The following is a 21178-nucleotide window of genomic DNA, read 5'->3' as shown; positions in this document are numbered from 1 at the left end:
GAGCGATTGCCGCATGCGCAGTCGGTGGCCGACTACGAAGCACTACTGCCATGGAACTGCTCGCCAGAGATGCCACGGTAAACACAAGGCGCATCTACCGGTAGGTGTGCTTTATGGATCGGATACGATGCTCGGAACATAATGATCGACATAACCGGTGACCACGGGGTCCTGGCCCAGGCGCACCCGGCACCCGGCACCCGGGGGCAGGGGGCAGGGGGCAGGATCAATTGGTCAAACTCGCCGGCATACAGCTCGGTCATGCCAATATTGAAATCGCTGGGCAAACGCTCGATACCCCGCGTCACGCGGATATCCGTCCAGCCGGTGACATCAAAGCCGCCGGCCGTAATGGTCAGATCGTCATCTTGCATGAATGGCCTCAGCGGCTGCTTGTGAAAGAAGGGTTCCGTTGGACTTAAAAGCCAAAACCCCCAGGGCTCTTACGAGCACTGGGGTTTTCTTTGGACGATAAAGAGACTGTCGAGTCTGCTCCTAATGTTCTGCAGGTAGATCGAGGCAAGCCGGATTACTTAAGCCAGCCGACAAGTTTACCAATCCCTCCCAGCAGAAAAAGCAAGCTTACAACCACTATTGCGCTCAGATGCAACATTGCCAGCTTGCGCTTAAGCGATACGGGGAAATTCTTTATATCCTGAGCATTGACGCGACCGCGCCTAATATAAAAACCGGGAAAAGTAACAACCCCGGAAATGCCGCCGACCAGCAAAAGCTTACCCCAAAGACCACCTCGTCTAAGCGGAGCAAGACTTACAACTCCAGGAGAGTTTTTCAGGTGATCCAGCATCAAATCCATCTTGGTGTAAGCGAGGTATAGCGCGGCCCCAATACAAGCAAGCGCCCCCAACAAAATACCGCCGCCGCCAAAGAGGATAAAAACCTCACGAGGAGTAAAAGCGCTCATCGAGTGCGCTCATAAATAATTTCGCCGGCGCCTTCACCAAATGAACCACCCAAATCACCACCGGCAAATGAGGCCGCCCCGACCACTACTACGCCACACACCAGCGTGGCAATACCCCCAGTTGGCACACCTAAACCAACACATAGCGCCCCAACTGTAGGTGCGGTTAACGCTAAACCAACGACAGTACCACCGGCAACACCACCAGCAAAACTGCCCGTTTCCGTGAACTTAACTTTCTTGCACGCCTCAGCATTACCCGCTGTGCACACATCCTGAACATTCATGTAAGACCCTATACCGCCAATAGCCGTGCCAATCCAGCCACCGTACTTAACGACTTTGGCCGCTCTGGCCACGCCTTCGATGTGTGTGGCATATCCCGGAATTTGCTCGACGGCACCGGCCTTCGTCCAGCTATGAACCAAGCTGCGAGTAGAAATTCCCAGGGCACTCTTCAAGTCCGGATGATCAGGGAAGCCAATGCTTTTACGGGTCATGGCTGTCAGGTTGGCGTTGAGCTGTGCGAGCAACCGTTTACGCTCTGCAAAAAACTCCGGCGAGCGTAAATGCCCATCTTTCTGGAGCGTGCGTTGATGCAGGGTTTCGATATCATGCAGAACGGCTTTAACGTCCTCCAAGTTCTTGGCGAGCATCGCCTCCCCAATACCAATAGCGGTCGAGCCCTGGGCCAGAAAGGTTTCAATTTCGTCACGGTGACGAACCATAAAGTCGGCCTCATCTGCGCTAAGCGGTTTGAGTGCGTCATTTATCTTGGCTGCAGTCTCCATCAACAACGCGTCTTCACGAGTGCACTGAAAGTTTTTCGGGTCACTGAGAACAATCATCGAACCGGCTTTAACCTCGTTTAGAAGGGAGTTCAGTGACCGAAACTTACCCAGCACAGCCGGATTGTGTGAAGTGAATAGCATGGACTCAAGCTGTTCGCGAGTTGTGCTTCTGGGTACGACGTAAAAGCCAGGTTCTTGCGGTTTAGATGTTGCAATAGGTTCTGCACCAGACAGTGGAGGTACTGCTTTTCCCTGATCGCGATAACTCAGAGCGCCTGCATCAGCGCGGGCTTGAGGTGAGGCTGCCGAAGAGTTCATTGAGGTGGACACTGTTGCTTTGCCGACGACCGAGGCAGGACTTATTTCCTTCTGGTAGGTGCCCTTTTGCAGCGAGTGGATCAGTTGGGCTCGGCATGGGCAACTGCTGAGACTGTCCAGCGTACCTGCCACGGACCTGCCGTGACTCTTGATAAATGAAACCCCGCCCGCAATTACGTAAACTTTTCCATCTTTGCCACAAGTCACCCGATCGCCCTCACGGGCATGGGCAACACCAAACATCATGACCCGGGTATCGGCCTCTATAACAACTCCGCCGCATGTGGTCTTGTCCCCCTGGCGAATGAAATGTCCGGTAGCTGTAGCCATTAAATATCCTGTCTCTTGAGGCTCCATGAGAGAAACATACGTTTGTGATGACGCTTGCCGACAGACTTAAGCCGCAACAGCTCATCTAGCTCATGCAGAGGGTGAGATAAAGGAATAGGCAGACTCAAACAGTGAGTTGAGCGTGTCGAAACCATTGATGTTGAACGCACAGTTGTGCCCTACCGACATCGAATGCTCTTTCGATAGCAAGCGCCCCCCATGGCATCTCAAATCATTAGTCCGTTTATCTCCCCGCAATACCCTCAACGGCCCTAATTATCGAGCCAGCGCTTTTATATGCGTCGGCATAAACGCCGGGGGAATCGGGTCCGCCTGCTGAATCAGCTCCTCCGTGCGCCCCGCATCCTGGTACAGCCGGCTGGCCATGACCAACGCTGGCATCGGCGCCCGAAAGCTGAACGCCTGCAGGGCGGGCAAGGTCGCACCGGTTGGGGTCAGCGCGAAAGGATGCCCTGAGCCTTCAAGGCGGCAATGGCCGTATCCTGCTGGGCGGCGCTCAGCGAGGAGTCCCACACCAACTCCGAACCATTGACCTCGGCATTACGAACAACCGCCGCTGCCGTGGCCGAGCCGTGGGTGGTGTCGGTCACGCGGTACAACAGTCCGTACTCTGTTACGTCGGCCGACGTGCTGCTCAATGGCGTCCAGCCACCACCGGTCTCGGTCACGGCAATAGTGAAACTATCGCCGACGACAAAAACCTTGGTGCCAGCCGTAATCAAAAAACCAATCCCTTGAGAGTTGAACACCGTCCCGGTAGCGCCAGGACTATCAACGACACCTTCCCCCCTCAAGGTCAATCGTCCCACCTTGCGCGGGGACCGGCGCACCGTTGGGATTCACGACCAAGAACTCAGTCTTGGACGTGAAGGTAACGACGTATATACCTGCGAGCGCAGGCGCTTGAGCAACCGCATCCGACATCGTGACGGTGCCAGTGTTGCCCGTCGTGGCCGTCCCCGTGGCGATGTACGTCGAGGCGGCATCGGCGAGGACGGTGCCTGCCTCGATTGGCCATCCAAAACTCAAAAATGACTTGCGGCGTCCGAGCATGGAAGAAGTAGGGGGTCGCGTGACAGTGTTTGAGTTCGGCGGACTACGTGATAGGCAGCGCGACTATATTGATTGGGTGATGCGAGAATCGCTCGAGGAAGGAGTGGACATCGACAGCGTCATCACTGAAGAAGCAGCAACGGCCATGGCTTCCCGGCTAAAGACACCTCTTCAGATAGGACGCCACCTGGTTCGAGCTTTCGAAGCGGGTTTCGAGATGGGCGTGAAGCCAATTGATGTGACTACCGTGGATACGGTTCTCTCACAACGCATTGACGATATTGAGCCGCAGTTGACTCGGCATGGATATGACGTCCGTGCGCTCTGTACACAGTTTGATGCTAGGCCACCAGAGATCCGACAGTTGATGCGCGGCACATTAAATCCGCAGCGTTCAACCGAATTGGTCGAAGAAATGCGCGCCGCTGGCCTGCCATTGTGAAGCGTCTCAGAAAAATTGCACAAATGTTTCAACAAAAGGAATTTATTGCGTGTAAGCGCCCATATTATTATGCGCATATATAACTATTCGAACTAACAACTAAAAGCGTCATAATTGAAACTGTCTAAATGCACGGCCTTGAAAAATTTTTTATTATAGCGTTAAAAACCATTGAAATTCTCACAAAGTACTTATTGCTAAATTGTAGATATATTCAAGCTCCACCAACCGCCCTGCATCCGTTCCTATAATTTGTGTCCGTTCATCACTCTATCTTTAACGCACGGATAGCTGAAAAGCAAGCTGGGCAGGGGCTAAAGCCAGGGTCAAGCGTGCAATCAACAGCCTAACTTGTTGATTTTAAAGACGGGTGCTTGTGGTCCAAAAGGACCACAGATACTTCGCTGGAAACACCAGATGGTACAACAACACCGTTACGTTGTGGCTTTATGAATATATTCGCTCATTCATAAAGCCTACGCCGCAAGCAGTGTGGAATACTCCCCGGAGAAATTCAAAGATTAAGAATTTCCATATCAAAATGTGATACATCGCCAATAACTGTCTGAAATTTTATTTCTGCTGGGGTTTTGATTTTATCACCAACCATGGCAGGAATAGTTAAAACTTGAACTAATGGATTTGAGCCAACTATTTGTTTAGCTTTTGGAGAAGCTATCCACCAATTATTTCTATCCCTTGCGCTATGCCCCTGACCTATAATTAGGTCTTCAACTGTGATTAATTTATTATTATAGGTAAAAACCAATGTCCCCATCGTTGTAAAATTTAGCGATGCGGGCCAGCTATCAAAGTCTTCCGTGGCTATGGCGTTCCCTCCTTTTGCGTGATCAAAAAACCATGAAGCATTCCCTGGGTCGCCTTTTCTTCCTGCGTGAAAATCTAAGGTTATTCCATTGGAATCCGACGACGTATCGACCCCACCGTGTGGTTGTCCGTCTGTGATATCATAAGCTTTTATATTGTAAGTGGCTTTTGTGATGCCTGTTTTTTTGAAGGAAAGATAGTTGTCATGTTTATTAGTCATTATGATGCTCACCTTGTTTATTTTGATTAATTTTCTGAACATATCGGACTTTAGTGTGCTGTGCTCGAAACAACTTCCTTGATCCGAATGATCAACCTATTGAACTCCATGGTTTTTATCCGTTTCGTGGTGAGTTTTATTTCAAAATAGCACACTAGTATAGCTCATGGTTCGCAGAAAGTATGGATAGCCAGAGTCAGGGATTGAAGAAGTTTCATATCAGTACTTCCATGTGATGGGAGTTCTGAGTCTAGATGCGGATCAGATTTTCGCTAGGGAAACTCTGAAGAAAACTTCCAAATCTGGTGAAATACCCGCCTGACACGAACGCGACGGTTGAGCCCCGATGAAACAGATGTCTTTCGCCGATGCCGAGTACGCCGGAAAACGTAAGCAGACCCGTAAAGGGGTTGTACGCCCAAACCGCCGAAATTTCTGTGGCAGTGAATTGCGGCAACCTGTTGCCTTTTCGGATGAATTGGCAATAGGTTTTTGCATCAGGTAGGGGTGTACGCCGGAATCCCCGAAAATTTTGTCGGGAAACGTGATGGATGGCGTTTCCGATTGTTACAGCTATCCGACATGGTTTTTCGTGCACGTTTTGCGGGCTTACAGTTGCCATTTCCGTTGAGAGGTCACGGCTGTCGGAAATCAACTGTTTTCCGACAGCCCCGACGCCACTGGCGTTTGGTCGCTGGCGGAAAAATCGGGGATTCCGGCGTACACCCCGGTTTGGACTGTCTCAGGGAGACTGCTCGAGCGTGTCGATAATGTGGCTGGGAATCACATAATGTGGCTAGCGTTTCAGCTAATGTGATTTTGGCGGGGCTATCTGTCTCAATTAATGTGGTTTGAAAAGGGGCATTTATTGCGCGTGAGCGCGATCATCATTGTGCGTCGCTATAGGTATCTGCCACCACAGCCGTTCAGGTGGTGTGACAGCACGGTGAGGACGCAGGCAAGGTTCTCGGTGGCGAACTACGAAAAGCCAAAGCTTCTGGAAAATCCAAGGTGACAGCGGCCTCCATGCGAGGGCCAGCTATGTCTCGACAGAAGCTCGAAACGATCAGAACGGCGGCAATTGAGATTGTCGAGTTTGTACCGCAAAGCTCTCTGGATGATTCCGATCAATTCCACAGCGTGCCTGCGTCTCTCTTGATGAAACTACAGGGCGCAATCAACGCGGCCAATTAAGAGTCATCGCAATTGAATTGCGAACTCAAAAAAATGTTGCGCGACTTAGCCGCATACATACAAAACTGAAGAGGTAGCAGTCATGAAAACGGAAGGCATATCGATCAAGGTCCAGCTCCCAAGGCCTGGAGACAAAGAGTTTGAGTCGCTCGTTAGCGCAATTGTGAGAGTGCCGTCCTGGCGCGAATTATGAAGCGCCTCCAGCAAGATACTGAAAACGCCCAGGGCGACAATAAGATTACTTAAAGCCCAGCTTTCGACAGGCTTTTCTTGAGATCAGCCTCAATTTTTTTCACTTCTTTTTCTGCGACCGCATTCAGTTTTTTCTGAATAGAGGCTTTATCTCCGGCCACCGTTTTGCATTTCGAGCAGCGGGCCATTTGTCCCTCCATTTCAAACTGTTCGCATCCGCACAAGATGCAAGCTGCCTCCGCCGAGGCCCGAGCGCAAGGCAACTTACTAACAGTTTCTGAGCAGTTTGTTTTACCTGTGCCGCTGATATCGGCGGCAGAGGGAAATCAACCAAGAGGAAACAACAATGCTTGTCATAGCAGAAAGCGCCGAACAAATTCTGGAGCGCTACCCGGAAGCCATCATAATGGAGGTTCAAGCCAAGTACTTGGGCAGTATGCACAACTACTGTAATTGGCGGATTTTCGAGGTTTCCAATCGAACCTGTAAGTGCTGCGTAAATCAAGGGTATGACACTAACCATTCTCGACCTCACCGAGAATAGTCAGCGCCAATTGCAGTGATTGATTATGGTATCAATCGAACGATGTGGCCTGGGGCAGAGATAACCAACTCAACGCTCTCCTTAGGCTCTTCAGACCAGTATCTATTGGCGCGCTGGTAAAGCCCATCAACTGTAAGCGGCTCATCAACTGATTTAATATTGTAATTGCCGCGATGAACGTCAGCCTTGCAACCATTTACGCTAACTTCATAGATTACATTCTCATTGCAGTGTTGATTTCTATATCTAAGGAAACTCTGAAAAAGACTTCCAGATTTGGTGAAATAGCCGCCTGATCCGAACACGACGGTTGAGCCCCGATGAAACAAATGTCCTTCGCCGATGCCGAGTACGCCGGCAAACGTAAGCAGACCCGCCGCGAGCGCTTCCTGATCGAGATGGATCAGGTGGTGCCCTGGAAGGGGTTGATTGCCTTGATCGAGCCGCATTATCCGAAAGGCGACGGTCGTCGTCCGGCGTATCCGTTGATGGCAATGTTGCGGGTTCATCTGATGCAAAACTGGTTCGGCTACAGCGATCCGGCGATGGAAGAAGCGCTGTACGAGACCACTATCCTGCGCCAGTTTTCGGGGCTGCATCTGGATCGGATTCCTGATGAAACGACGATTCTCAATTTTCGCCGCCTGTTGGAAAAGCATGAATTGGCGGGCGGGATTTTGCAGGTCATCAACGCTTATCTGGGCGACTGTGGCCTGATGTTGCGTCAAGGCACAGTGGTTGATACGACGATCATTCATGCCCCGAGCTCGACCAAAAACAAGGACGGCAAACGCGATCCCGAAATGCATCAGACCAAGAAGGGGAATATGTATTTCTTCGGGATGAAAGCGCACATTGGCGTCGATGCCGAGTCCGGTTTAGTGCATAGCCTGGTCGGCACGGCGGCGAATGTGGCGGACGTGACTCAAGTCGATCAGTTGCTGCATGGCGAGGAATCTTACGTGTCTGGCGATGCCGGTTACACCGGCGTGGACAAGCGTCCTGAACATCAGGATCGCACAATGATCTGGTCGATTGCGGCGCGGCCCAGCAGCTACAAAAAGCACGGAAAAAAGAGTTTGATCGGCCACCTGCAACGCAAGATCGAATACGCGAAGGCACAGGTCAGAGCCAAGGTTGAGCATCCGTTCCGGGTGATCAAGCGTCAGTTTGGCTATACGAAGGTGTGCTTTCGCGGACTCCTGAAAAACACCGCGCAACAGACCACGCTATTTGCCCTGTCGAACCTATGGATGATGCGAAAACGGCTACTGGTTGCGGGAGAGGTGCGGCTGTGATGCGGGTAGAACGCCTGGAAAAGGCGTTGTTCGAGGGTGAAACGATGAATTAAGAACAGGAAAGGTCTGATTTTCCACCAGACCAGTGTTTTTTGAACATCAACCAAGGAGGGCATCAAAAATCGCTGGCTACTTCAGACCTTCCCTAGCATTGTGTTGTTCCAGATGGCATCTGGTGACACAACAGTTGGGGCTACCCTGACCACTTGAGACCTTCTCTAATTTTTATTTGGCGAAAATAACCGCTGGCGGGGGCAACTGCTGTCCCAGAGGTGCCCTTTTGAGTTCTTTTGCATCCAGATCAAACGCATGGATATCAATGCTACGAAGCACTTGATCATTATACATTTTGACATAATATTTTCTGTTTTTCAGATCGGCAATGGTCGACCACTGCGTGTACTCCAGTGGCATATCGGCTTCTTTATTTATCTGTATCCAGCCTTTAGGGATGTCAAAATTATTGATGATATGTTCTGCAAGACGAACGCTGCCTATACCACTCGCCTGTTTTTTAGCGGTAAGAGAATAGGCGGCAGCCCGCACGAAACGAGACGGTGGTGTCGGATCGCCAGGCACTCCGAGCAGACCTGAACCCTGACCAAATGGTTTCAATGTCAGGCCGTCGACCTTGAGCGGTGATGCATTAATGGCGGAGATCTTCAGATAGTTTCTGAGATTAGTCATGTGCCAGTCAAAAGCAGGCGCATTGGTCATGACACCAATCGGATTGTCATAGAGCTTGAATTTACCGTCAATCGGTTCAATGACTAAGGAAGCGCCTGTGGCATCATGAATTGTATAATGCACCGGCGGAGCAAAGCCCATATCTGCTTGTTTGACATCGATAACCGTCACTTTATTTATTGATGCTTTCACTTCTTCAACAGTTGCGAAGTTTGTCAAAATCCAGCTCAACACATCCCATGAAGCCAAGGCTTTGTGCGGATCGGTTTTCCTCCCATCCGCATAGCCTGCAAGCTCAGGAAAGTAGAGAATACCTCCGGCAAGCCCCTTTTCATTCATACCATCTACAAGGGCGGTCACACCCAGGGCATTAAGGCCAACAACCGCATATTTGCTTTTCCACTTTTTGCCGATCTTGCCGTCGGCTCCGGTACTACTCAACTCAAATCGACGCGGAATGACTAACGCATTTGATTTGAGCTCAACGGCGAATTCCATGGTGCGGGCATAAACACCGCTACCGTCTGTCGTCGGCAGCAAAATACTTGTACAGGCCGAAGCCACACAAGGAGAAAAAATAGAGACGACCACTGTGAATGCTATCGCTGATTTTGCAATTTTTTGTCCGATAGACTTAGGAACGTGTAGTTTCAAAAGAATGCTCCTTTCAGATAAATTATCCATTTTGGCCACTCGCGCGCTTTTGTAACTTAGAATACCAACGACACCCCGGCCACTGGGCCATGCTGCGTCACATCCCATCTGAATTTATGGCCAAGGACCTCGCCACCTTCATAATCCTGATAAAGAGCCCTGTACCCGAAGCGCAGCAAAGTTGGCTGGCTGAAAATATGTGTGCGATAACCAAAATAAACCTGCCCCTGTGCACTCATATCTGAACCCGCGCTGAAACCACCCACATCCGCCTCAGCGAAAAGGTTCCAGCGTTCTGTCAAATCTGTATTTATACGCAAGCCGATGAACGGATCTGTCCACTCCAGTTTGCGCGACTCCGACCATTGAGCCAAATCAAAGTCCCCTTTAAGCTGCGTCCAGCGCACCCCTGCTGTCGGTTCTACTGCAAAAACCCGCTGATTGCCAAAGACAGTAGTCCCCTCCAGCGGCACCTCAATCGCCCGGAAGAACGCTCCCACCGACAAGCTTGTTGACGTAATATCGGCGTCTAATTTCAGGGAGTGAACGTCTGCATCCTGATCGACCTTGGTATATTGTCCGTCAACATAGATACCATAAAGGCCATTGGTGATCTCGAGATTGCCCATCATGCTGAAGTTAAGGTTTTTAAATATATCGTTGAACGGCACATCCACATCTGCATGGTGCCCGGCAACATTGGCATGGCCATTCAGCGATGCTGCCCAAAGATAAGGACTGACAATGACTTTCCAGTGTTGTTCGTCAAATTTTGCAGGCTGCCGAGGCGTTATAGCATCAGCACTGAAAACGGGAGTTGTAAAAGCAACACAGCAAGCAAGCACACACTGAATAGCGCAGACTTTTGATAGAAGCCTCATAGTTTGGCGCACCTCAAAAAAACAGTTTATTTATAATCTTGATGCCTACCAGTCGAATTCGAAGTGCGATCAAGTGTGAGTTATTCTGGGAACAGAGGTTTTGCAATATCGCAATAATCGTTGCTCCGCACAGGCAAAACCACCCGCTGCGTCTCATATATTTATTCCATACGTACCAAGGGAGCCCTGTCTTCGGGATTTCGGCTCCGCCGATAGACGTAACCCGACGGCCAGGTTGTTATCACGACATTGGTCACTCATGCCTGCCCATCCGGCACAGGCCATCAGGCCCAAAAGTTGCTGGATTCACCTCCTATCCAAATATTGTGAGTTGCGTCACTGCATCACAACGAAGCCTCAGCAGCCTCTAGTAGTTTGCTCTGCCCGCTGGCATGCTCTCGAAAATCGTGTCGTCCCCCATCAACGCACTCTAATAACTACCCAGTGCCGTTCTATGCCAATTTTCGGGTGATCAAGCGCCAGTTCGGTTATGTGACGACACGCTTCCGTGGCCTGGCCAAGAACACGGCACAGCTGGTGCGCGATACTGGCGCAGTGCGGACCAAGGCGGTGTACTTGGCCATCGGGGTCAATATGGATGGGCACAAGGAGGTGTTGGGGCTGTGGATCGCTCAAACCGAGGGCGCCAAGTTCTGGCTGCAGGTGGTCACCGAGCTGAAGAATCGTAGAGTGCAAGACATCTTTATCGCCTGCGTGGACGGCCTCAAGGGCTTCCCCGAAGCGATCGAATCGGTCTACCCGAAAGCCTGTATGCAGCTGTGTATCGTGCACATGGTGCGCAACAGCCTGAACTTCGTTGGCTGGAAAACGCACAAGGACGTGGCCGCCGATTTGAAGCTAATCTACACCTCGGCGACAGTCGAACCGGCCGAACAGCAACTGACCGAGGTCGAAGAGAAGTGGGATGGCCAGTACCCGTCGATCGCCCCGTCCTGGCGGCGTAATTGGGCACGGGGCATCCCGCCCTTGGCTTCGCGTTTCGCTGATCGGCTACCACGGCGTAAACCGCTATTGTATGGTCGTGCGGCTTACAGGCGGTGCTGGCTTATCCTGCTTTTATGCTGCTAGATCAGCAAAGCACACTGCTCAGTTTGGTGGCAGTATCGATACTGATGGCGCCGGTGGCCGTTAGTAGTGGTCCCGGGTTGACGCTGCTGATGGAAGCCTTCTCCCGTAACGAACGGGTAACCGGCGTATCAATCATCTACAGCTTTGGGGTGACCGTTTTTGGAGGTTTTTCTCCATTGGTGGTGACGTGGCTGATTGCGGAGACGGGCAATCCACTGGTTCCAGCCTGGTACCTGTGTGGCGCTATTGTCGCGAGTGGCGTAGCACTGCGCCTCCATCCAGAACAGCCAGGAAGCGCGTGAGCGAACTCGACGGCGAGATATCTGTGAAGCCCGCGGAATGAGGAGCTTGCCCGCCTCAAGCGTGAGTTGGCCCGAGTGACTAAGGAGCGTGATTTTTTAAGAGACGCGGCAGCGTACTTTGCCAAAAAATCATCAAGCGGTACACGGTGATCCGGCGCTACCGCAATGAGTATCCCCGAAACTCAGCTACACCGAACGCGCCGTCTGCACCCGATTACGCCCTTGATCCTTGGCGCAGTAAAGAGCCAGATCTGCCTCGGAGAGCAGGCGCGACAGGTCGTAACCGCACTCGCCAGTGGTCACCACGCCGATGCTGACGCTCAGCAGTCCCGGCTCCAGAATCGACAGTTGCGCGAACGAGCGACGGATCCGTTCGGCGATTGCCAACGCAGCCGGTTCATCGCACGAGTCGAGCAGACTGGCAAACTCCTCACCCCCGATCCGCCCCGACACATCCTCCTTGCGCATGTTATCGACCATGATATGGCTGAACGCAATCAGTGCCTGATCGCCGACCGGATGGCCATAAGTGTCATTCAGACGTTTGAAATTATCTAGATCGCAGAGCAGCAGTGCCGCCGGTTCGCTCCGTCGTCTGCTCTTGTCGAGCAATTGTCCTGCGTGTTGCATGAAGGCTCTACGGTTGCCGATCCCAGTCAACGGATCACTAAAGGCTGCGGCCTCGAGCTTGAGCTCAGCGCGCTCTTTGACCATCGCCAAGGTCACGTAGGCAATGCCGATGACGTACAGCATCGACTCAAACAGCATGAACGAAAAAAACGACACGCCCTCGCCACTGCCCAGCAGAGCCTTGGTCACCGGCAGGCCTTCATCGGTCACGCTGCGCACGGCGTAGAACGAAGTGTGCAAAAATGTCAGCACCAACGCTGGCATGAACGCGACGTCCAGACTGTTGCGGCTGCACCAAAGCTCCAGCGATGTCAGCACGCCATAACCGAACGCCAGCAGGGAGTAGACCAAAATCCGGTTCGGCATCGACTCATAAAAGGCAGGAATCAGGCACAGCATCAGCCAGACGATCGAACCAGCCAGAACCCCCGACACTGAGGGCTTCCGGCCGACCAATGTACGCATAGCCGACCAGTTCATTCCCGCACTGAGCAACAACACCACGTTGCCGAACACGATGGGAATGAAATCGACTCCACGATCGCGCCAACTGATCAGCACCACACCAAGCGCTCCTAGCAGCATCATGCTGCCGAGGTAGGCCAGCGGTCGTTCGCGGGATTCGCGATACCAGGCGTGCAAGGTGAGCAGCCCCATCAAAAAAAAGACAAAGACCGAGACGACCAGCAGTGTCGGGATATGTAGGGCCATTCCGTGGATTCCCGTGAGGCGTAATACCGAAATCCGGCCGATGAAGGGGATGCTGGTAAAAACAGAGGAGGTGGTTGTTGGGCGGGATTTAGCACTTTGGGAGGTGGGTTTGGCAAGTGTCGCGAGGCGGAGCGAAAGATTTTTATAGGCGCGTTTGTGGATAATTTCCAGATGTCTTCGTGGATTGAGTCTGAGCTGATGAGATCATCCTGGCTTACCTTTTCACGTTGCGGTTCTCTCCTTCGTTTCCTGACGACCATTGCAAGCGTTTTTTCTGCCACCAAAACTCTTTTCGACGCGGAAAGAGGGCTGGAGCCTCACAGGCCCACTTACCACGGACATGGCGCCCTACACAGGGCTCATTATCCCCTACTGCAACCAAACACACGGCATCGATTACCGTAATCCTTGGTCTCAGCCTTGCCGAGGTAACTCACCCGATGGAAGTATCGATCCACCTCCCCCGAATCATCCCGAGAGAGGTGGAATGTGGCGTTTGCAGGGACATGCACCAAGCCATTAGCCTCCTCTCAACACCGACTCCCTCCACAGCCATGTTGACCATCGCCATAGTATTTAGTCGCGGCTCTGCACAGGTACCGGCGCGCATATCCAGGAGCTCGGCGGCGAGCCAGATGGCGTCGATGCGGATCACAGGGCAAGCTCACGGACAAAGCGGGCACACCCATCAGGATCTGAGGATGTCCACTTTACGGTGAGTTTTTTCTGCCCGAAAGGCATCTCGATGCTGACAGCTATTTGCTGATGGGGCGGGTTACGGGCGCTAATTTCATCGGAACGAAAGCGGGCAACGCTGGCACCTGGAGATCACGATAAGCAGGTATCCACTTTCGAACCAGGTTGGCGTTGACACCGTGGCGACGGGCAACGCTGGCCATCGACATGCCCGGTTGCAGGCATTCCTGGACGACTTGGGCTTTAAAGGGGTTGGGATAAGAAGTTCTTTGGCGCATGGCAATCCTGAAGATAAGGGCGATGTTGTCCACGTATTTTTAAGTGGACAACATCGCCCTTATCGCGGGGATAGGGTAGGTGACTTCGCCAGACGGTTACCATTCAGCCGCGCAGACTGGATCAAGCTCATGATTGCGGCCGCCCGTTTTCCGCTACGCAGCGAACCTGCGAAGAGACAGTTCTTGCGCCCCAGTGCCCATGGGCGGATTTGGTTCTCGCACCAATTATTATCAATGGGTACGGCCCCGTCATCGAGGTAGCGCGACAGCGCTGCCCAGCGTTTCAAGCTGTAATCCAGCGCTCTGCTGATAGCCGAGCCTTTTCAGGCACGAGATCGCGCTGGGCGATCATCCACGCGTGTAGCGTCTTCATCACCAGCACGGCTTTTTCTTGCCGTATTCGGCAGCGTAAATCCGGCTCCAGGTCGCGGACTTCGCTCTCGATTTCGTACAGCAGTTGGATAAGGCTCAGCACCTGCTCGGCGAGCGCGCTCTTGTTGGTAGCATGCAGCTCGAAGAACTTGCGCCGCGCATGGGCCATGCAACCGATCTCGGTCACGCCGAGTTCAAAGCCGGCCTTGTAACCGCCAAAATCATCGCAGACCAGCTTGCCCCTCCAGTCTTGCAGGAAGTTGCGAGCATGCTCACCGGCGCGGCTGGGGCTGAAGTCATACACGACAGCCGCTGTTTCGCAGAATTGGCTGGTGACGTAGGCCCAGACATAAGAGCGGTGGATTTTCTTCGACCCCGGAGCGAGCATCTGCACCGGCGTTTCATCGGCGTGGATGACTTGCTTTTCATTGCCCAAAGTCACGGATCTCTCCCTGGTCAGCCAGGAGCGACTGGACGAAACTGCCGACTTGCTGAACACTCGCCACGCCAAACGCTGGGCTGGAAATTTCCGGTCGAAGTACTGGTTGATTACCTTCAGCTATTGGCGAGCAACAAGCTCGAAACCATCAACTGACTGTTGCACTTGGAACCTGAGGCGCCGCCGACTTGTTAGCAGATCAGGATGATTGATCAGACCTAGCCCAAGGCTTCACCACGCACTCGAAAGCTACCGTTCCAGTAGGGATCAGGCCGCGCCCACGGTGCTTCTAGCCGCCCGGCGCTTTGCTGCCCAATAGGATCGCAAATCCAAGGTTCGCGATCTGCTTGGAAGTGGCGCGGCGCTACCGTGGCTCGCATCAGCGTGGCTAGATCTTCATCAGCTGCCTGGCGCGCCCACTGCCCCGACTAATGCCCGACCTGGATCAGGCCGTCGAGACAGTATTAGCGAAATACGAAAATCCGAGAGGGATTTACGAACTGTCGCTCAACGAGGTATTGGACTCAAGGTTGCTGCCGTGTTGCCGCCAACACGATCTCCCGGATGCACACGTTTTGCGGCTGTTTGTAGGCATAACGGATCGCTGAGGCGATGTCGTCAGCGCTGAGCACTGTGCCGCCCATATCTTGTTTCCAGGCCTGGTAACCGGTCTTGATCGTTTCGTCGGTGGTGTGGCTGAGTAGCTCAGTTTCCACGGCGCCGGGAGCGATGGTGATCACTCGCACGTTGTGCGGTGACAACTCTTCACGCAGGTTCTCCGAAATACCGTGAACTGCGAACTTAGTGCCCACATAGGCCACATGATTAGGGAAACTCTTGCGCCCAGCGACTGAGCTGATATTGATGATGGTGCCGCGCTTGCGTTCGATCATGCCAGACACAACCGCGTGAATACCATTAAGTAGTCCTTTCACATTGACGTCGAGCATTTGCTCCCATTGCTCGGGATCCTGTTTGCTCATCTCGCCCAGCAGCATTACGCCGGCGTTATTGATCAAGCCATCGGCCGGACCGAATTGCGCTTCAGCATCCTGGACTGCCGCCAGCAAGGCACTGCGATCGGTAATGTCGACGCCGCGGCACAACGTATTGGGCAGCGCAAGCGCTTCCAGGCGGTCGACACGGCGAGCCAGCAGCAGCAGCGGGTGACCGGCGGCCGAAAGCATCCGCGCCGTAGCTTCGCCAATGCCTGAACTGGCCCCAGTAATGATGATTAATGACTTGCTCATGGATCAACACCTAAAATAGAGAAAACAAATGACCAAATGTCGAACGCAGTGTATTTATTGCTGTAAAGATTGAAAAATACCTTATTCCTCTCTCTGAAATCGGAATTTTCTATGGATATCCGTCATCTCAAGGCCTTTCTGGTTGTTTTCGAGGAGCGCAATATCACCTCGGCGGCGCAGCGTTTGTTCATCAGCCAGCCAACGCTCTCGGTTACCATCAAACAACTGGAACAGGAGCTCGGTGCGACGCTGCTCATCCGCCAGCCACGAGGCGTAGAGGTCACTGAAGAGGCGCGGGTGTTGTATCCACAGGCACGCCGAATGGTTGCAGACGCCGAGGCCTTGAGCCGATTGTTTCGCGCAGGCGAGAACCGCACACTGCTGGAGATCGGGGTCGAAGGCGATATTTGCGACAGTCATATCGAAGGGTTCCTGCGCACAGCCCACCTGGTGCTGCCAAATGTGTTGCTGACCCTGCAAGCAGGTTGCCTGGGTAATGCTCGGCTGGCCGTGGAAGAGTTGTGCTGTGAGGACGAATTGTTCCTGCCGTTATGGGAGGATCCCTACGTCATGACACTTCCCGCCGCTCACCCCATGGCACAGAATTCACAAGAACAGCGCTGGACATCTATTGGCGAGTGGATCACCTGCCCACAGCACATCTCTCACCAGCGCTTAATGGCACTTTACGGGTGCACCCCAGAATCGGTGGCCGGGCATGCCGGATCATTGCAACAGGCACTCAATATGGTCGCTGCCGGTCTGGGTGTGGCAATGCTGCCGCAATCGCTCGTAACGGGCCATAAAGGGGTGACAACACGTGTCTGGCACCTGCCTGCACCAACGCGCCGGGTTGGCCTCTGTTATGCCGCGCAAGCACTGGAGATACCTGCCTTGCAGACCTTGCACGAATACTTCCGGTCAAATCGACCATTACCGTTTTCTTACCCTTTAGCATGATCAGAAATCCGCTCAACTCACCTCATTCGATTTCATCCGCTACACGTCCCAACGGGGCCTGATCGAAAAAGTCGGAAGAGTCTGCTGCGGCACACATCTGCAGACCGAATGGTAAGCGCAATACATCTTCCGGCAAGTCGAGCACAGCAGTCTTCGGGGCCAAACAGTTGCCCCCCGGATAGACATCCCCAGACACCCAGCGCAACAGCATGGCGACCTCAGCCCCAGGGGCCACGGTTACTGGCAGTAATACCGGTCCAGGGTGCATTCCGCGCGGGAGCCGACGCTCAACCGGTAATCGCTGACCATCAGCCCCTTCAAATCTTAAGGCTGGCAAGGCGTCAAGCTGACAGGCATGGGTGCCATTGTTAGACAGGACCAGCAGGGTGCCACGTTGCGACATACCATCAAACAGACCATCACGGTCATCGAAGCGTGCTTCCAACTGACGGGCTTGACACATTCTTTTCTTAGGGTCAGATGCGGCCTGTACAGGGGCAGACAGCGCGATAGCAACGAGCAACCCTGCCAGTGACCAAGTACATAAGCGCAATAGACTTTTCATGTTGTCTCTCGTGTAAGGTTATCTGACACTGATCCATGAGAACTTATCGAAAATTACAATAAAATGACGAGCCAGAACTATATCAGTCTAGAGTAAACTCTCCATCCAGGCTGATATAAATTCTCACTTATTCATTAGTGATATGTGTCGTCCCAGTCGATACGCCCGCCATATAAAACTTCATTTTAAAAAGCGCCAACTGTGTACAACTTCATGTAGCACCCGCCCATAGGAGACACTACTTCAATGCCTGGCCACCCCTCGCTCTGTCTCAAATAATTGATCCATTTGTCCCGCCGCCTCATCGCTGTGAGGAATGCGGCATCGGCAGAGCGGGCGTCACGCATCTCTACTGACGGCTTCGACAGTGGCAGGATCAAGGGATGGCGGTCGTAAAAACTGAGTGCAACACCTGACCATTTCGGTACGGTGTTGCCCTTATGTCCTGTCTTTCATGGGGCTCGTTCACGCATTCAGAATGTGGTTTTACCCTTGGCTCAGCTACTTGGTTATTTTCTGCATCTTGAGCATCCTGATTGTCATGCTGATTTTGCCAGAGCACCGCATGGAAGTTATTGCTACGGGTGCGCTCACACTGTCCATCATTTGTATTGGCGCAATCTTCAACTCCAAGAAGAAAACATTGCAATACGTTGAAATGGCTCAAACAGAAAACGCTTAACTCTATATCCACATAACGCCGTATACGAACATTCATCCTTGCTCACCTCTTTCCGGCCCGCTCTCCACCACAGAGCTGGCCGGTTTTTTTCTTTCTCCCTCCTGCCTCCCTCCCTACGTTTCACTCTAGAGCCGGAAATCAAAAGCGTAAGCGTCCGGGCAACACACCTTCCTGAGCGGGCATAAAAACTATGCGAGACTCGGGCATTACGGTTGTTGTGGGACTGCCGGCAGAGGAAGCCGCTAAGGACTTAGCTGACTTCTTGTTAGAGAAACCAGGTGGGTCGACGGATCGCGACGGTGAGTAGATCGTCCTAGTTGATCGACATCGCAGTGCAAGGTGGGGTGCCCGGACGGTTACACTCAGTCTGTTTGCTGAAAAAATGGATAGGCTCGGGAAGGAGGATAACAAGATGATTGTGGTTGTTGAAGGGATCAGTGCTGCCGGGAAAACCACATGGTGCAGCCAGATTGCATCAGGTAGCCTTCTGCCGGAATCATTTCCAGCGGATCGAAAGAACCAGCCTCGGCATGGATCAGAAGGTGCCACCTACTGGACGAACTGGAATGAGAAACGATGGAGTGATGCTCGCGCCATTGAGCAATCTTCAGGGCTGGTTGTTTGCGATACAGACCCGTTGAAACTGCATTATAGCTGGGGCCTTTGGCAAATCGGTAAGAGCACTGAAACAGAATGGCAGTTCTCGCGGCAAGCCGCACGCCGTGCGATCGCAAAGCAGCAACTCGGCTTCGCTGATCTGTTCCTCGTCAAGGCAATTGACGCCGCTACAGCGCGGCTCCAAATGGAGAGTGATCTAACCCGAACACGTACGCTTTTCGAACTCCACCTCAGCCTGCAAGCCCCCCTCCTTGATTGGTACCGCGCAATTGAGCGCGTCTTTCCCGGACGGGTGCATTGGGGGCTGCCTGCCGATTTCAAAATTCCACAAACCTCTCCAAACGGCAGTAGATACGACCTGAAAGCATTTGACACGTTCATAGACTCCCTACCGAAGCCAGCGCTCTGATCGGCTCATCCCTCTCCATCCTGACTCATCATCCATCAAATCGCTCACCCGCGTTATCGAGAGTGAGCACGATGGCTATGGAGGCATGCGGTAAGCATCCGCCCAACGAACCTGGCGTGATTAAAAGGGTACCCACTTATGCGGCAGCAACTCTGTGAGTTGGCTCGCCCGCTGCGTCGGCAGGCGCGTGAGAACGTCCTTAATCATGTAAGACTTGATGGTTGGCGCACTGAAAAGTGCGAAAGAGGTCTCCACATTCATGAGTAAGAGCATGCGTTCCCACGACGGGAAATTGAGTAACGTAATAGATGCTCGCGGAAAGAATGTAACTTCAGCTATGTCCGGCCGTTATTTCGTCTCGCAACAAATACCCACTTTTGGTTGCGGATGATTAACTCCTCTGTTTATCACTGATATAGAAACTACAAAACCTGTAACAGGCTATCCGTGATTATTCCCGAAAAAGCCGTCTCTACCGGCCCGATGAGAAAGACAGGTCCCATACCATCCCATTGAACCGTTACAGTTCCGCCATCACATTCAACCTCAACGGAATTGTCTAACAAGCCACGACGAATTCCGTTAACAGCGGCGCCACAAGAGCAGGAACCTGAACCAAGCGGAATACCCCCCCAGCGCTCCCAAATACGCAATCGAATGTGCTTTCGGTCAATGATCTGGACGAAATGCACGTTCGTCCGGAGGGGAAATAGGGGGTTGGTTTCAATTGTTGGTCCGATTGTCGCTATATCAATGGATGTTAGGTCATCCACAAAGTAGGTGCAGTGCGGATTTCCCATGCTGCACGCTGTTGGGTCACCAGCAAGCGGCAAAACAGCAGTATCCATTTCCAGAGCCAGAGGAATATCCGACCAGCCGAAAAGCGGCGATCCCATGTTGACAGAAATTGCGCCGGTTGAGATTCGTTCGCACGTGAGTAGACCACGGTTGGTTCGGAGCGCTATCGAAGTAATATTTGATTCGCGCATCAGCATATCCGCGGCACCCCGCGTTGCGCTGCCACAAGCGTCCAGCGTGGAGCCATCTGCATTCCAAAACATCAAGCGCGCATCTGCATCATCACAATCGAGCACCACTGCGAGTTGATTGAATCCGACTCCTCGGTTCCGATCACCCATTCGCCGAGCCATGTTACTTGTCATTGGATTGGGCGAGTTTCGCGAGTCCACGATAACGAAGTCATCGCCATTAGCGTGCATTTTATGAAAACTCAGCGGCATTGATAGACCCTAGCGACGAGACATATGGTGAATTGACGTTTAAAGGCGATCTGGCCCCATCCGCACAACTTTTGCAAGCTGTGTGAAAGCTCGAGAGGCAGATGTGTTTGGCAGATACATACCTTAGGCGACGGCATCAAAGGGTGTGTTGCCGGACGGTGACTCAAAAGCTTCCGGTCTACGGCTTAAGTGAACAGCATTACAGCACTGGGCCGGGCTTTTCGTATCGAGCGCCCAACACCCTCGCTGCATACTTCATCCCCCTCTCCCTCCAAAAGTCGATCTGTAGGCGGTTCGATATTCCAATACATTACACATATTTCATGTGTGTCACTCCGTGTGACGGCGTAGGATTGTCTGAAGTGGCACACATGCCAAAGCGCTGATCAGGAGATGCTGAAAATGAAGTTAAGCTGCGTCAAAGTTTTCTTGATGGCCGCAACATTGCTTTTGAGTGCATGCTCAGGAACGACACCACGCTCTTGCTTTTCAGATGCTTGCAAGCTCGGAGGCAGTAACACCCAGCTAAATATCGGTGGTGGCGCCTCGCTGGGTAAT

The 21178-nt window shown here is 52.6% G+C and carries 21 protein-coding genes and 5 pseudogenes; 8 read left to right on the top strand and 18 right to left on the bottom strand.

The features are described 5' to 3' along the window. Positions 1-32: 32 nt before the first annotated feature. From ACZYSM_RS22455 to ACZYSM_RS22435, 5 genes are all read right to left on the bottom strand, one after another. A complete protein-coding gene (locus ACZYSM_RS22455) occupies positions 33-374 on the bottom strand; it encodes a hypothetical protein (protein WP_489074695.1) in 342 nt (113 codons plus the stop codon). Between the two features lie 155 nt (positions 375-529). After that, positions 530-925, bottom strand: coding sequence for a hypothetical protein (locus ACZYSM_RS22450; RefSeq protein ID WP_489074693.1), 396 nt, complete (start codon positions 923-925; stop codon positions 530-532). Further along, positions 922-2364: a PAAR domain-containing protein gene (locus tag ACZYSM_RS22445; protein ID WP_489074691.1), complete on the bottom strand. Its 1443-nt coding sequence runs from the start codon at positions 2362-2364 to the stop codon at positions 922-924. The genes ACZYSM_RS22450 and ACZYSM_RS22445 overlap by 4 nt, the downstream gene beginning before the upstream one ends. 276 nt (positions 2365-2640) lie before the next feature. Then, positions 2641-2802, bottom strand: coding sequence for a hypothetical protein (locus tag ACZYSM_RS22440; RefSeq protein WP_489074689.1), 162 nt, complete (start codon positions 2800-2802; stop codon positions 2641-2643). A 17-nt stretch (positions 2803-2819) separates the two neighbouring features. Further along, positions 2820-3185: a head decoration protein gene (locus ACZYSM_RS22435; protein WP_489074687.1), complete on the bottom strand. Its 366-nt coding sequence runs from the start codon at positions 3183-3185 to the stop codon at positions 2820-2822. A gap of 140 nt (positions 3186-3325) precedes the next feature. Here ACZYSM_RS22435 and ACZYSM_RS22430 point away from each other — a divergent pair, with 140 nt between their 5' ends. After that, a complete protein-coding gene (locus ACZYSM_RS22430; RefSeq protein ID WP_489074685.1) occupies positions 3326-3880 on the top strand; it encodes a hypothetical protein in 555 nt (184 codons plus the stop codon). 396 nt (positions 3881-4276) lie between these two features. On the opposite strand, the pseudogene ACZYSM_RS22425 reads toward ACZYSM_RS22430, so the two are convergent. The 3 genes and pseudogenes from ACZYSM_RS22425 to ACZYSM_RS22415 all read right to left on the bottom strand — a co-directional run. Beyond that, positions 4277-4347: pseudogene (locus ACZYSM_RS22425) on the bottom strand (IS200/IS605 family transposase); the annotation flags it as partial. Positions 4348-4394: 47 nt separating this feature from the next. Beyond that, positions 4395-4928: a hypothetical protein gene (locus ACZYSM_RS22420; RefSeq protein ID WP_489074683.1), complete on the bottom strand. Its 534-nt coding sequence runs from the start codon at positions 4926-4928 to the stop codon at positions 4395-4397. A gap of 1436 nt (positions 4929-6364) precedes the next feature. Further along, positions 6365-6502: a hypothetical protein gene (locus tag ACZYSM_RS22415; protein WP_489074681.1), complete on the bottom strand. Its 138-nt coding sequence runs from the start codon at positions 6500-6502 to the stop codon at positions 6365-6367. Positions 6503-7178: 676 nt separating this feature from the next. On the opposite strand from ACZYSM_RS22415, the gene ACZYSM_RS22410 reads away from it, so the two are divergent. Next, positions 7179-8156 carry an IS5 family transposase gene (locus tag ACZYSM_RS22410; RefSeq protein ID WP_489074679.1) on the top strand — a complete coding sequence of 326 codons (978 nt, stop codon included), beginning with the start codon at positions 7179-7181 and terminating at the stop codon, positions 8154-8156. A gap of 225 nt (positions 8157-8381) precedes the next feature. Here ACZYSM_RS22410 and ACZYSM_RS22405 read toward each other — a convergent pair whose 3' ends face one another. After that, on the bottom strand, positions 8382-9497 hold the full coding sequence (locus ACZYSM_RS22405) for a linear amide C-N hydrolase (protein ID WP_489074677.1): 1116 nt from the start codon (positions 9495-9497) through the stop codon (positions 8382-8384). 56 nt (positions 9498-9553) lie between these two features. Further along, positions 9554-10378, bottom strand: a complete 825-nt coding sequence (locus tag ACZYSM_RS22400) for a hypothetical protein (RefSeq protein WP_489074675.1) — start codon at positions 10376-10378, stop codon at positions 9554-9556. Between the two features lie 540 nt (positions 10379-10918). Between ACZYSM_RS22400 and ACZYSM_RS22395 the strand changes: the two are divergent. From ACZYSM_RS22395 to ACZYSM_RS22385, 3 genes and pseudogenes are all read left to right on the top strand, one after another. Continuing rightward, positions 10919-11416, top strand: a pseudogene (locus ACZYSM_RS22395) (IS256 family transposase); the annotation flags it as partial. 41 nt (positions 11417-11457) lie between these two features. Continuing rightward, positions 11458-11769, top strand: coding sequence for a hypothetical protein (locus tag ACZYSM_RS22390; RefSeq protein ID WP_489074673.1), 312 nt, complete (start codon positions 11458-11460; stop codon positions 11767-11769). Positions 11770-11796: 27 nt separating this feature from the next. Then, positions 11797-11945 (top strand): annotated as a pseudogene (locus tag ACZYSM_RS22385) (IS3 family transposase); the annotation flags it as partial. Positions 11946-11955: 10 nt separating this feature from the next. On the opposite strand, the gene ACZYSM_RS22380 reads toward ACZYSM_RS22385, so the two are convergent. The 4 genes and pseudogenes from ACZYSM_RS22380 to tnpC form a co-directional block, all read right to left on the bottom strand. Beyond that, positions 11956-13110: a GGDEF domain-containing protein gene (locus tag ACZYSM_RS22380; RefSeq protein WP_489074671.1), complete on the bottom strand. Its 1155-nt coding sequence runs from the start codon at positions 13108-13110 to the stop codon at positions 11956-11958. Between the two features lie 362 nt (positions 13111-13472). Then, positions 13473-13625, bottom strand: coding sequence for a YagK/YfjJ domain-containing protein (locus ACZYSM_RS22375; RefSeq protein ID WP_489074669.1), 153 nt, complete (start codon positions 13623-13625; stop codon positions 13473-13475). Between the two features lie 240 nt (positions 13626-13865). Then, positions 13866-14084 (bottom strand): IS66-like element accessory protein TnpA, encoded by a 219-nt coding sequence (tnpA, locus tag ACZYSM_RS22370; RefSeq protein ID WP_489074667.1) that lies wholly within the window; start codon positions 14082-14084, stop codon positions 13866-13868. 95 nt (positions 14085-14179) lie between these two features. Next, a pseudogene (gene tnpC, locus ACZYSM_RS22365) lies at positions 14180-14880 on the bottom strand (IS66 family transposase); the annotation flags it as partial. Between the two features lie 4 nt (positions 14881-14884). On the opposite strand from tnpC, the pseudogene ACZYSM_RS22360 reads away from it, so the two are divergent. Then, positions 14885-15051 (top strand): annotated as a pseudogene (locus ACZYSM_RS22360) (IS30 family transposase); the annotation flags it as partial. 368 nt (positions 15052-15419) lie between these two features. Here the strand turns inward: ACZYSM_RS22360 and ACZYSM_RS22355 are convergent. Next, positions 15420-16145 carry an SDR family oxidoreductase gene (locus ACZYSM_RS22355; protein WP_489074665.1) on the bottom strand — a complete coding sequence of 242 codons (726 nt, stop codon included), beginning with the start codon at positions 16143-16145 and terminating at the stop codon, positions 15420-15422. Between the two features lie 111 nt (positions 16146-16256). Here ACZYSM_RS22355 and ACZYSM_RS22350 point away from each other — a divergent pair, with 111 nt between their 5' ends. Beyond that, the gene (locus ACZYSM_RS22350) at positions 16257-17105 is read left to right on the top strand and encodes a LysR family transcriptional regulator (RefSeq protein ID WP_489074663.1); all 849 of its coding nucleotides are present in this window, start codon (positions 16257-16259) and stop codon (positions 17103-17105) included. Positions 17106-17127: 22 nt separating this feature from the next. On the opposite strand, the gene ACZYSM_RS22345 is transcribed toward ACZYSM_RS22350, so the two are convergent. Continuing rightward, positions 17128-17670, bottom strand: coding sequence for a DUF4232 domain-containing protein (locus ACZYSM_RS22345; protein ID WP_489074661.1), 543 nt, complete (start codon positions 17668-17670; stop codon positions 17128-17130). Positions 17671-18046: 376 nt separating this feature from the next. Next, complete coding sequence (locus tag ACZYSM_RS22340; protein ID WP_489074659.1) at positions 18047-18388, bottom strand: hypothetical protein; 342 nt, start codon at positions 18386-18388, stop codon at positions 18047-18049. Between the two features lie 376 nt (positions 18389-18764). Between ACZYSM_RS22340 and ACZYSM_RS22335 the strand changes: the two genes are divergently transcribed. Continuing rightward, positions 18765-19379 carry a hypothetical protein gene (locus tag ACZYSM_RS22335; RefSeq protein WP_489074657.1) on the top strand — a complete coding sequence of 205 codons (615 nt, stop codon included), beginning with the start codon at positions 18765-18767 and terminating at the stop codon, positions 19377-19379. Positions 19380-19801: 422 nt separating this feature from the next. Here ACZYSM_RS22335 and dapF read toward each other — a convergent pair whose 3' ends face one another. Next, complete coding sequence (dapF, locus tag ACZYSM_RS22330; protein ID WP_489074655.1) at positions 19802-20620, bottom strand: diaminopimelate epimerase; 819 nt, start codon at positions 20618-20620, stop codon at positions 19802-19804. Positions 20621-21178 lie beyond the last annotated feature (558 nt).

This window comes from Pseudomonas sp. F220 (genome assembly GCF_057813935.1).
This window is presented reverse-complemented; position numbering and strand designations above follow the sequence as displayed.